Source organism: Lactobacillus sp. ESL0225 (assembly GCF_003692905.1).
Lineage (GTDB): Bacteria > Bacillota > Bacilli > Lactobacillales > Lactobacillaceae > Lactobacillus > Lactobacillus bombicola.
The window spans coordinates 175,171-186,800 of the sequence record NZ_REHK01000008.1 but is presented as its reverse complement, the minus strand read 5'-3'; the positions used below and the strand labels follow the sequence as shown (position 1 = coordinate 186,800).

Annotated in this window: 9 protein-coding genes, 7 tRNA genes, 1 rRNA gene and 1 riboswitch; of the genes, 13 read left to right on the top strand and 4 right to left on the bottom strand. The window is 35.7% G+C overall.

The window, feature by feature from the left end; genetic code table 11:
- Nucleotides 1-8 precede the first annotated feature (8 nt).
- The 5 genes from rrf to F5ESL0225_RS05740 all read left to right on the top strand — a co-directional run bounded on the left by rrf (nucleotide 9) and on the right by F5ESL0225_RS05740 (nucleotide 1,695).
- A 5S ribosomal RNA gene (rrf, locus tag F5ESL0225_RS05760) occupies nucleotides 9-125 on the top strand.
- Between the two features lie 12 nt (nucleotides 126-137).
- Nucleotides 138-210 (top strand) — tRNA-Asn (locus F5ESL0225_RS05755).
- Between the two features lie 6 nt (nucleotides 211-216).
- A tRNA-Ser gene (locus F5ESL0225_RS05750) sits at nucleotides 217-306 on the top strand.
- Nucleotides 307-1,073: 767 nt separating this feature from the next.
- Nucleotides 1,074-1,256, top strand: a complete 183-nt coding sequence (locus F5ESL0225_RS05745; RefSeq protein WP_122022025.1) for a type II toxin-antitoxin system HicA family toxin — start codon at nucleotides 1,074-1,076, stop codon at nucleotides 1,254-1,256.
- 40 nt (nucleotides 1,257-1,296) lie between these two features.
- Complete coding sequence (locus tag F5ESL0225_RS05740) at nucleotides 1,297-1,695, top strand: type II toxin-antitoxin system HicB family antitoxin (RefSeq protein ID WP_118896383.1); 399 nt, start codon at nucleotides 1,297-1,299, stop codon at nucleotides 1,693-1,695.
- A gap of 124 nt (nucleotides 1,696-1,819) precedes the next feature.
- On the opposite strand, the gene F5ESL0225_RS05735 is transcribed toward F5ESL0225_RS05740, so the two are convergent.
- From F5ESL0225_RS05735 to F5ESL0225_RS05725, 3 genes are all read right to left on the bottom strand, one after another.
- On the bottom strand, nucleotides 1,820-3,460 hold the full coding sequence (locus F5ESL0225_RS05735; protein WP_122048055.1) for a DUF4428 domain-containing protein: 1,641 nt from the start codon (nucleotides 3,458-3,460) through the stop codon (nucleotides 1,820-1,822).
- Between the two features lie 199 nt (nucleotides 3,461-3,659).
- The gene (locus tag F5ESL0225_RS05730; protein ID WP_122048054.1) at nucleotides 3,660-4,118 is read right to left on the bottom strand and encodes a hypothetical protein; all 459 of its coding nucleotides are present in this window, start codon (nucleotides 4,116-4,118) and stop codon (nucleotides 3,660-3,662) included.
- 45 nt (nucleotides 4,119-4,163) lie between these two features.
- The gene (locus tag F5ESL0225_RS05725) at nucleotides 4,164-4,478 is read right to left on the bottom strand and encodes a hypothetical protein (RefSeq protein ID WP_122022022.1); all 315 of its coding nucleotides are present in this window, start codon (nucleotides 4,476-4,478) and stop codon (nucleotides 4,164-4,166) included.
- A gap of 161 nt (nucleotides 4,479-4,639) precedes the next feature.
- Between F5ESL0225_RS05725 and F5ESL0225_RS05720 the strand changes: the two genes are divergently transcribed.
- From F5ESL0225_RS05720 to F5ESL0225_RS05690, 7 genes are all read left to right on the top strand, one after another.
- A tRNA-Val gene (locus tag F5ESL0225_RS05720) sits at nucleotides 4,640-4,712 on the top strand.
- Between the two features lie 150 nt (nucleotides 4,713-4,862).
- A tRNA-Glu gene (locus tag F5ESL0225_RS05715) sits at nucleotides 4,863-4,934 on the top strand.
- A gap of 7 nt (nucleotides 4,935-4,941) precedes the next feature.
- Nucleotides 4,942-5,014, top strand: a tRNA-Val gene (locus F5ESL0225_RS05710).
- Nucleotides 5,015-5,119: 105 nt separating this feature from the next.
- Nucleotides 5,120-5,191 (top strand) — tRNA-Glu (locus F5ESL0225_RS05705).
- A 6-nt stretch (nucleotides 5,192-5,197) separates the two neighbouring features.
- Nucleotides 5,198-5,270 (top strand) — tRNA-Val (locus F5ESL0225_RS05700).
- A gap of 58 nt (nucleotides 5,271-5,328) precedes the next feature.
- Nucleotides 5,329-5,412: riboswitch (SMK box riboswitch) on the top strand.
- Entirely contained in the window at nucleotides 5,410-6,612 is a 1,203-nt protein-coding gene (metK, locus tag F5ESL0225_RS05695; RefSeq protein ID WP_122048053.1) for a methionine adenosyltransferase, read from the top strand. (Overlaps the previous riboswitch by 3 nt.)
- 6 nt (nucleotides 6,613-6,618) lie before the next feature.
- Nucleotides 6,619-8,067, top strand: a complete 1,449-nt coding sequence (locus F5ESL0225_RS05690; RefSeq protein WP_122048052.1) for an MDR family MFS transporter — start codon at nucleotides 6,619-6,621, stop codon at nucleotides 8,065-8,067.
- A 60-nt stretch (nucleotides 8,068-8,127) separates the two neighbouring features.
- Here F5ESL0225_RS05690 and F5ESL0225_RS05685 read toward each other — a convergent pair whose 3' ends face one another.
- Nucleotides 8,128-8,793: a phosphatase PAP2 family protein gene (locus tag F5ESL0225_RS05685; RefSeq protein WP_233554105.1), complete on the bottom strand. Its 666-nt coding sequence runs from the start codon at nucleotides 8,791-8,793 to the stop codon at nucleotides 8,128-8,130.
- A gap of 377 nt (nucleotides 8,794-9,170) precedes the next feature.
- Here F5ESL0225_RS05685 and leuS point away from each other — a divergent pair, with 377 nt between their 5' ends.
- Entirely contained in the window at nucleotides 9,171-11,585 is a 2,415-nt protein-coding gene (gene leuS / locus F5ESL0225_RS05680; RefSeq protein ID WP_122048050.1) for a leucine--tRNA ligase, read from the top strand.
- The last annotated feature ends 45 nt before the right edge of the window (nucleotides 11,586-11,630 follow it).

Below are 11,630 nucleotides of genomic sequence, written 5' to 3'. Positions count from 1 at the left end.
AAAAGAAGTACGGTGGCAAGAGCAAGAAGGAAACACCTGTAACCATGCCGAACACAGAAGTTAAGCTTCTTAACGCCGAGAGTAGTTGGTGGGAGACTGCCTGCGAGGGTAGGACGTTGCCGTGCTTTTTTTAATATTCCGGCTTAGCTCAGTTGGTAGAGCGCTTGACTGTTAATCAAGATGTCGTCAGTTCGAGTCTGACAGCCGGAGTTTCTTGGAGTGTTGTCCGAGTGGCTTAAGGAGCATGATTGGAAATCATGTATATGGGCTTTACCTGTATCGAGAGTTCAAATCTCTCACACTCCGTTATATAATAATGAAAGGCTAATACAGCAATGTATCTAGCCTTTTTATTTACTTTCGCACGGCAAATGTAAAAAATCAAATTTATAATCAGATATTCTATCCAGTTGCGCTAAGGGTGCGTCATTATATGCCGAGGACCGGAGTTGAAAACCAACCGCGGGATTTTAAGTCCCGTGCATCTGCCAATTCCGCCACCCTAGCAAGTAATGAAAGTCGATAATAGTAGCCTTGAAATATGTGTATGGTGTTATCGTATCTTCTTTAGTAGAAGTAAGTAACTATTTAAGTTTGTACAACATTATGTTCAATGTCACTTCTGGATTGTATAATTTTTTTAAGCATTATTAGCCCTTTTGTAGGATTGCTTGTGGCGTAATCCAATCTTATGCACTTTGTCTTTTTTGCAGGGTCACTATTAATAATAATAGTTTTAATAAAAAAGCCGCAAAGATTTTATCTTACGGCTTTTTGTATATTATAATTTTTTGTGTACTGGCACTGTGGACAATAGATTAAAGTCCTAGCAATTGTTTTTTCTTGGCTTCAAATTTTTCTTGAGTAAAAATTTTGATTACGTAGTTTATATATATCATTAGTGTTCTCCACTGATGTGGGGGTGATCCCGTGTGCGTTAGCACATGCCAAGCTTGATAAATATGTAGCCGTACCAATATTTTAGATTCTTGAAAAAATATAATTTTTTCAAAATATTTCTTTACTTTTATGCACTTATAGTGCATAATAATTTTTGCGAGGAGGGAACACCAATGCCGATGAAAACAAAAGAATTTGTGAAACTGTTAAAAAGAAATGGTTTTGTAAAAGTTTCACAAACAGGCTCTCATGCAAAATACAGAAATGGAACTAGACAGGTTATAGTTCCAATGCATTCACGAGAATTGCCTAAAGGAATTGAACATTCCATGATGAAGCAAGCAGGGCTTAGATGACCCTTGTTTGGTGTACTCCTATGAGAGAAGAGGTATAAAAATGACGTATAAATATTTTGGGACATTATTACATAATATTGCAGATAATGTTTGGGAAGTTAAATTTGAAGATTTTCCTGAAGCAATAACTTTTGGTGCAACTCCTGCTGAAGCTTACAATTACGGCAAAGATGCGTTAATTCTAGCTTTAGATGGTAAAACAAATTTTCCTAAGCCTACTGAACTAAAAAAACATGTTGACTTTAATAGTTCAGAATACGATGAGGCTTTTCAATTACCTTTTGAAGTAACAAAAGCAGAAATTGAAAGTACAGTAAAACATGAGAAAGTTAGAAAAAATCTTACTATACCTAAATATCTTGCTGATGCAGCAGATAAGAAAAATATTAATTATAGTAAGCTTATGTCTAAGGCTTTAGAAAAAGAATTAGGCATATAAAAATAACTATACTGATTATGAGCAGAGCGTGAGCCTGCTTATTTTTTACTTCAAATTGAAAGGATGTGATGTAAATGTCAAAAGATGTTCAAAGTCTATTGTCACTGGCTTTGTGTGCGACGCATTAAAGTCCTAGCAGTTGCTTCTTCTTTGCCTCGAATTCTTCTTGGGTAATGATGCCATCGTCCATTAGTTGTTTATATCTGCGTATTTCTGCTGGGGCATCAGTGTTATCCTTGGTATCTTCGACGGCTTTTTCCGTGGCTTTCCAGCCATCTAGAATTGCAATGACATGGTTTAATTCTGAATATGCATGTCTAACAAAAAAACCGTCTGCCTTATTATTTTTAGCGTTTAAGAGACTAACTTCAAAATTGCTACCATCAGCTAGGTTAATAATTACGCCTAGCTCATCAATATATTCATTTATTTTTCCACCAGTGGTGCCGGCAATAACTGCACCGGCTGGTCCAGCAATGATGGCACCGACAGCTGCACGAGTGAAGACATGATGTTTATTTTTGTCATGACCTTTTTCATTCACACGATATGAAACGATCTCGTCAGCATTTACGAAAAATTCTATCCCATGAAATACCGTATTTGAATAAATCTTTCTTTTTTTAATATTAAAGTAGTAGGCCCCATAGCAAACAGATTCTGCTTTTATGGCGGCCTGTTCTTGTTTTCTTTTTTCTTTTTCTGCTTGCTTTTTTGCCTTTTCTTTTTCTTTTTCTGCTTGCTTTTTTGCTTTTTCTTGTTCTTTCTCTGCTGACCTCTTTTGTCTTTGTTGTTCTATTTCTAATTCAATGTCACTAAAATCTTTACCTTGATCAAGATATTCTTTCAAATCATCGATTGTATGTTCAGAGGCCCAGTCAATAGATTTACTAATTGATGTAAAATTATATTTCTTTTTGCAGTTTGCACAAATATAGGAAGAATCTTTTAACTTTAGATAAGCGTCACTACGATAAATATCTTGACCACAAAGTGCACATTTTGTTATAGGAGGGAAGCTATGCTTTTTAGGAGCAACTTTCTTTTTAATATTTTGTAATTCTTCTGGATTATTAATCAACTTTTGGATCTCTATGGCAGTTTTAGTCTGCAAAAATTTACGTATTTTTTTAGGATCAGTATCTTTATAAAAGCTACCTTTTTCAAAGCAGCTGTCGCAAATTATTCCATCTTTTATAGGATGCTCAATGCTCCAAAAGCCTAATTCTTTACCGCAAATATTGCATTTCTTTTTTGCCTTTTCTTGCTCTATTTCTTTTAGTTCCTTATGTGCATTATGTGCATTTTTAAAATTGATATCATTAAAATCTATTTTTTGATTAATAGATTCTTTGAAATTTTCAATCGTATGTTCAGAAGCCCAGTTATATGCTTTAGTAGCTCTATACTTAGCAGCACAGTCTAAACAGATATAGGCAGAATCTTTGAATTCCAAAGGAGCATCGTCTTTATAAATGTCTTGTCCACAGAATGCACATTGTGCTATAGGTTTACAGTGATGGTGATTAACAGGGGCAACTTTTCTTTTGATGGTTTCTAATTTTACCGGATTATCCATTAATTCTTTTATTTCTGCAGCAGTATGGCTATTTAAAAAACCATTCATATGTCTTTGATCAGCACCGCCATAAAAGTTACCTTTATTAAAAAGGCAAGGGTAGCAAATTACACCATCTTTCAAAGGCATTTTGTTATCCCAAAAGCCCAACTCTTTACCGCAAATACCGCATTTCTTTTTTGCCATAATTAATTCTCCTTATTAATAATTAAGTAGGTATTATCTTATTTTTTATAAAATTACATTTGTTTTTATTATAGCGCTTACATTAATATCAAAAATTATATCGGTTTTGCCTTAAGGCATCGATATATGTTTCCAAAATATAATTAACATTTCTAGGAACTGCAAAAGCATAAATATTATAAAGTAAATGTAACTATATTTATCTAAGTTTTTGTTGCCGCCTTTGCTTTGAGCTAGCGGAATGTTTAATTTCTTGCCAAAACGCAGCTGTAGTCAAATCAATATTTGTTGTAAAAGAGTAGTTTTGCTCAGTACTGTCTTCTTCATGAAAAACAGCAATTAACTTGAATTGATCTTGATTAAGCCCTTGACATTGTTCAGTTGAATAGTTAGCTAAACGCTGAACTTGTATTTTTTTCAAAATTTGCTGGATACTATGATTATGCGCAAAATAAATTTTAGTCTGACCGCCGTTTTTAACCAATTCTGCATGCTCGCTGCCACCTTTTACATCATAGTTACCATAACCATTGGAAAGTATGAAACCAGCAAACTTTAATCTTAAAGTGAATTTGGAAAGATTAATTGCATAGGCCTCAAAATTAATATCAGCGTTTTTATCGCGTGCTTGAGCACTATAAGTACTGACAACATTCACTGCTACTTTCTTTTGGGAGTCTTTATGGTAAAGATAAAGGTTTGTCTAAACAGCTGCCAGTGTTCCTAGTGCTGTAAGTGAATTAATTACAATAGTTGCAATTGCTGTAACATCATTGTTTGTTAAATTTAGGCCTAAACTGAAAAACAATGTGGATAAGATAAAGCCAATTCCCAGCCAAAACCAAGCTGACTGTAAGAAATGATAGTGCTGTTTAAAAGTGTTACCAAGGTAAAAGGTTCTTTTAAGTAGACTTAAGGCTTGCTGGCGCCAATGAAAAAGAATAATAATGAGTAAGAGAGCAAGAAAAAATTGATAAAAAGTGATACTAGTAAAAGTATTTTTCAAGAAATAGAGCATTTAATCCTCCTTATAAGTAGATATGACAATGCAAAATTGTTTTCCTAAGCAATAATTTTCTCATATTTTTTAAAAAATGAATATGCCCTCTGAAAATAAAAAATTCTAGACAAAAAATAAATCTTATGCTAAAGTTTTAAGAGTAGCAATTATTAATAACTGGAGGATTAGCTCAGCTGGGAGAGCATCTGCCTTACAAGCAGGAGGTCACAGGTTCGAGCCCTGTATCCTCCATTATAATTATAGGGATGTAGGAATACATCTTTTTTTATGTAAAGAATTGCTTTTGCAATTATTAGTTAAATTAATAAGTTTTTTAAGTTTTACTCTTGCATTTTGTTTCTTATCTAGTATACTATTGAATGTGCTTTTGATTCAGAACACGACCCGTTGGTCAAGTGGTTAAGACATCGCCCTTTCACGGCGGTAACATGGGTTCAAATCCCGTACGGGTCACCTTTTTGGAGGATTAGCTCAGCTGGGAGAGCATCTGCCTTACAAGCAGGAGGTCACAGGTTCGAGCCCTGTATCCTCCATAAATAACGGTAATTAGCGTTATTTATGGAATAATATAATTGGGTGCGCGTATTTTTAATTTTAGCTTCTAAGCTAATAGTTGAATTTACTCGGATTCAGCATCTGACCCGTTGGTCAAGTGGTTAAGACATCGCCCTTTCACGGCGGTAACATGGGTTCAAATCCCGTACGGGTCACACTTTGGAGGATTAGCTCAGCTGGGAGAGCATCTGCCTTACAAGCAGGAGGTCACAGGTTCGAGCCCTGTATCCTCCATCGTTCTAGACTACCGAATCTGCGGTAGTCTTTTTTTGTAGCAAGAACGAATTTATTATATCGGTTCAAGTCCTGAAAGGATCCAATGTTGGAGATGCCTTGTAACCGAAGAGCTATTTAAATCTATAGGGGGACTATTATGGAAAAACGTTTATTTACTTCAGAATCAGTTTCTGAAGGTCATCCTGATAAAGTTGCTGATCAAATTTCAGATGCAATTTTAGATGCGATTATTGCCCAAGATCCTGATGCCCATGTGGCTTGTGAAACCATTGTGAACACCGGTATTGTTTATGTATTTGGCGAAATATCAACTAGTGCATACGTTGATATTCAAAAAGTTGTTCGAAAGACTGTTTTAAGAATAGGTTATGATAAGCCTGAATTGGGTTTTGACGGCAATAACTGTGCTGTATTGTTAGATATTGATGAGCAATCAGCAGATATTGCTGAAGGCGTAGATCACTCGCTAGAAACTCGTGAAAATAAGGCTAGTGCTGATGGCTTAGATCAAATTGGGGCAGGAGATCAAGGCTTAATGTTTGGCTTTGCCGTCAAAGAGACTCCTGAATTAATGCCATTGCCGATTTCCTTAGCCCATAAATTAATGCAACAAGTAGCTAAGCTACGTAAGGATAATACTTTAACTTGGCTAGAGCCAGATGCTAAAGCTCAAGTCACAGTTGAATATGATGAAAACAATAAGCCTAAACGCGTTGATACTGTTGTTATTTCAACGCAAACAGATGCTGAAGTTTCGAATGAAGAAATTCAACAGGCAATGATTAACCTAGTGATTAAAAAAGTTATTCCTGCTAGGTATCTTGATAATCAAACTACCTTCTTGATTAACCCATCTGGTCGTTTTGTAATTGGAGGTCCTAAAGGTGACTCTGGACTAACTGGACGAAAAATCATCGTTGACACATATGGTGGCTATGCACGTCATGGTGGAGGCGCCTTTTCAGGTAAGGATGCAACTAAAGTTGATCGTAGTGCTAGTTATGCTGCTCGTTATGTTGCAAAAAATATTGTAGCAGCGGGTTTGGCTTATCGCTGCGAAGTGCAGCTTGCTTATGCAATTGGTGTGGCTAATCCAGTATCAATTATGATTGACACTGCTGGAACTGGTAAAGTAAGTGATGAATTATTAACTGAAGCTGTACGGCACGTTTTTGATTTACGGCCAGCAGGAATTATTAACATGCTTGATTTGCGTCGGCCCATATATGAGCCGACGGCTGCTTATGGTCATTTTGGTCGTACCGATATTGATTTACCTTGGGAGAAAACAGATAAAGTTCAAGATATATTGAATTATATTAAAAAAAATAAAGGATAGATTATTTTGAAAAAAACGAATGTACCTATAATTACACTTGCCATTTTTATGACCACTTTTATGACTGCTATTGAAGGGACGATAGTTTCAACGGCAATGCCCACAATAGTTTCTGATCTTAATGGTTTAGAAATCATGAATTGGGTGGTTTCTATCTTTCTCTTTATGACTGCTGTATCAACTCCTCTATATGGAAAACTAGCAGATAGCATTGGTCGTAAACCTATTTTTTTGTTTGGAATAGCCTTATTTGTTATTGGTTCTGCTCTATGTGGTCAAGCAAATAATATGATTGAATTGATTTTATTCCGCGTTATCCAAGGATTAGGTTCAGGTGCAGTTCAACCAGTTGCTATGACCATTATCGCTGATTTATATAGCATTGATAAGCGGGCCAAGATGCTGGGACTTAACTCTGGTTTTTGGGGTGTAGCTTCAGTAATTGCACCACTTTTGGGTGGATTTATTGTACAAAAATTGTCATGGCACTGGGTATTTTATATCAATGTTCCAATTGGCTTTGTTGCCTTTGTATTGGTAGTGATCTTCTTGCACGAAGCAAGAGAAAAACAGAGAAATAAATTGGATATTCAGGGCACATTTTGGTTAGTTACGATGCTTTTGGCATTAATGTTTACCCTGCAAGAATTGAGTTCGTTAAATCCCATTTTTGTTGGCTTGCTAATCGCCTTTGTTATTATAAGTGCGATTGCCTTTTATATAGTAGAAAAGCATGCCACTGATCCTATTATGCCGCTATCGATTTTAAAAGATCGCGAGTTTCAAGCCATAAATATGATAACATTACTAATTTCTGGTGTTGTTATTGGTTTTGAATTTTATATTCCAACTTGGATGCAGGGGATTAACGGTACTTCAGCAACTGTGGCTGGTTTTGCTGTCACTCCTAGTTCGGTAATGTGGGTAGTGGGTTCATTTGTAATTGGTGCAATATTGAGTCGCTGGGGTATACGGAGAACCTTATTTGGAATGTTAGCACTACTTTTAGTTGCTGATGTATTATTACTTTTGCTACCTTTGCAAACACCATTTTGGCTCTTTTGTGTAATTGCTACTATGAATGGCTTTGGTTTTGGTTCAATTATCACGGCTGCACAAGTACGGTCGCAGGTTTTAGTTGAGCCAAAAAATGTTGGAGTTGCTACATCTTTTAATACCTTAATGCGCTATCTAGGTCAGACAATGTTAGTATCGATATATGGAATTACTTTTAATACGGTAGTTACTAGTCAGATAGCTAAGAAACCAGAATTGACTCAAGCAATGATGAATAAAATTGTCTCTGCTGAAAAAGCAAAAGAATTAGCACCTAATCTTATTCCGCAGTTAAGACAAGTTCTCTTTAATGGCTTAAAGGGTGTTTATTTTATTTCTTTAGTAGCAATTGGTCTATCAATTATTTTCAATTTTATTTATAAAAAGCAACAACATTAATTGATAAAGTAAAATAGAATAACAAAAAAGACGTTAACCATTAACTGGTTGACGCCTTTTTTAATTTTCTAAATGATAATGATATAAAAAAGAATATCCTATTAAGACAAAAGTAATTCCTTCTAAAAATCCGCCTAGTACGTCAGAAGGATAGTGCACATGATTAAATATTCTAGTGTAACCGATTAAAAGCGGAAAGCAAAGCCAAACGATACAGAGAATAGTTTTTACGGCTTTATTTTTTACTAATAAAAGTGTTAAAACAATTAGAATTCCAAAGAGGGTGGCACTACCAACTGAGTGACCAGATGGGAAACTATAGCCATGTGCTTCAACTAGATGGTGCACAGAAGGACGAGGACGTGCAATTGCATGCTTGCTAATCCAGTTGTAGCCATTTGCGGCAATCATTGTGCCAGCAGTAAAATACATATAAGCGTATTTTTTAAAAATAAATAAAATTAAGCAAATGATAATTGTTATAAATGTTATAACACTTGTATTTCCTATAACTGTAAATGTTGTAGCAAATTTGATATTGGCAGGATTATTATTACAAATGATGGCAATAATATTCTGATCGAAATGATGGATAAACTGGGTTCCAGATGCAACGAGCATTGCCCAAACCGAATATAAAATTAAAAAAATAGTAGCCGGTATGATTGTATCTTTTTTTGAATGATTGTCAGTAATCAATAACTTTCTCCTTTTATTTTTTTGCATTTCTGTTAAATTATAATCATTATTCATTAAAAAATAAAGTAGGTCATGACCTGCGATTGGTAATACCGAAAATCAAATAGCGAAAGCTGATAATTAATAGAAATTTTTAGTTCTTTGCTTTTTTTAGTAAATGTGGTAAATTATAATCATTAATTAAGCAAAGGATTGGGAACTAGTAACTATTTTGTTTTGCTACAGAGAAGAGTCGGGTGGTGTAAGACTTGCAGAATAGATAGTGAACTTAGCCTGAGTAATACCTAACGTATGCTATCCGCGTTAAGGAGCAATGAGGGGTCACGCTAGAAGCGTGAAACTTAGGTGGTACCGCGATTATTCGTCCTATGATGTTTCATAGGATTTTTTTTATGAGGTAAATTATGTATAATCATAAGGTTGTTGAAAAAAAGTGGCAAAAGTATTGGGCTAAAAATCATACTTTTAAAACAGGAGCAGATCCAAAACGCAAAAATTATTATGCTTTAGATATGTTCCCGTTTCCATCTGGCAAGGGTTTACATGTTGGGCATCCTGAGGGCTATACTGCTACTGATATTATTTCAAGGATGAAACGGAGTCAAGGTTATAACGTTCTTCACCCAATGGGTTGGGATGCTTTTGGGTTGCCCACTGAACAATACGCTTTGCAAACTGGTCAAGATCCTGCAATTGTGACTAAGGAAAATATTGCTAATTTTAAGCGTCAGCTAAATAAATTAGGTTTTTCGTATGATTGGGATCGTGAAGTTTCTACTAGTGATCCAAAATATTATAAATGGACACAGTGGACTTTTGAGCAAATGTATAAAAATGGTTTGGCTTATGAAGCTGAAGTTCCAGTCAATTGGTCGCCAGATTTAGGGACAGTAGTTGCCAATGAGGATATTGTTGATGGTAAAACTGAACGTGGTGGCTTTCCAATTTATCGACGCAATATGAAGCAATGGATGTTACGCATTACTAAATACGCTGATCGTCTTTTAGCCGGACTAGATGATCTTGACTGGCCAGAAAATATTAAAGAAATGCAACGTAATTGGATTGGCCGTTCGGTAGGTGCACAAATTACCTTTAAGGTGCAAAATTCAGCTGCCACCTTTAATGTATTTACTACTAGACCTGACACTTTATTTGGTGCTACTTATGTGGTTTTAGCACCGGAAAACAAACTAGTTAAGCAGATTACGACTTCAGCGCATCAAGAAGATGTAGCGGACTATTTAAAAGAAATTGAATCAAAGTCTGATTTAGAGAGAACCGATCTTAATAAAAATAAAACCGGTGTTTTTACTGGCGCTTATGCAATTAATCCGGTAAATGATCAACCGATTCCAATTTGGATTGCCGATTATGTTTTAGCAAGTTATGGTACGGGAGCTGTCATGGCAGTACCTGCCCACGATACGCGGGATTATGAATTTGCGCAAAAATTCAAATTACCAATTAAAGCGGTTATTAAAGGTGGAAATGTTAATCAAGAAGCATACACAGCTGATGGGGTCCATTTTGATTCTGAATTTTTAGATGGATTAAACATTGCCGCTGCTAAGGAAAAAATGCTGGCTTGGTTGGAAGAACACCATGTTGGTCAACAAAAGGTCAATTATAAGTTACGTGATTGGGAATTTGGGCGTCAGCGCTATTGGGGCGAGCCGATTCCAGTTATCCATTGGGAGGATGGTGAAACTAGTTTAGTTCCTGAAAATGAGTTACCACTTGTCTTACCCCATGCAACTGACATTAAACCTTCTGGAACTCCAGAGAGCCCCTTAGTTAATTTAACTGATTGGGTTAATGTGGTAGATAAAAATGGGCGTAAAGGTAAGCGTGAAACTAATACCATGCCTAATTGGGCAGGTTCTTCCTGGTATTTCTTGCGTTATATTGATCCTCGCAATGATCAAAAATTAGCCGATTATGAATTGCTTAAAAAGTGGATGCCGACTGATTTATATATTGGTGGGGCTGAACATGCCGTTCGCCACTTGCTTTATGCAAGATTTTGGAACATGGTTTTATATGATTTGGGAGTTGTACCAGAGGAAGAACCATTTAAGCGGCTTTATAATCAAGGCTTAATTTTAAAAGATCATGAAAAAATGTCTAAGTCGAAGGGAAATGTTGTCAATCCAGATGAAGTGATTGAAGAATATGGTGCAGATAGTCTTAGAATGTATGAGATGTTTATGGGACCACTAGATGCTTCAATTGATTGGGATGATAATGGTCCCGCTTCAACTAAGAAGTTTTTAGACCGGATTTGGCGTTTATTTGTTAACGATCTTGATCTTGAAGCAATTCCAAAGGAAAATATTGTAGCAGATAATGATGGTGCACTAGACAGAGTTTATAATGAAACGGTTAAAAAAGTTACTGAAGATTTTGATGCCCTGCACTTTAATACGGCAATTTCTCAATTAATGGTTTTTGTGAATGAGGCGCAGAAGGTGCAAACAATCCCACGGGAATATGCTGAAGGCTTTATTACATTAGTTGCGCCAATTGCTCCTCATATGATGGAAGAAATTTGGCAAATTTTGGGTCATGAAGAATCTATCACATTTGCTAAATGGCCAACTTATGATCCTGCAAAGTTAATTGAAACTAATGTTGAAATTATGGTTCAGGTAAATGGTAAATTGCGGGGCAATTTCAAGGTGGCAAAAGATAGCCCTAAAGCTGAAGTAGAAAAAGAAGCATTGGCTTTACCACATGTTCAAAAGTTTTTGGACGGTAAAGACGTGAAAAAAATAATCGTTGTACCCAACAAAATTGTCAATATTGTAGCTAAATAAAGTTAATTTTTCCTAAAGTAGTTATCATAGTTGTTGTTAATTATA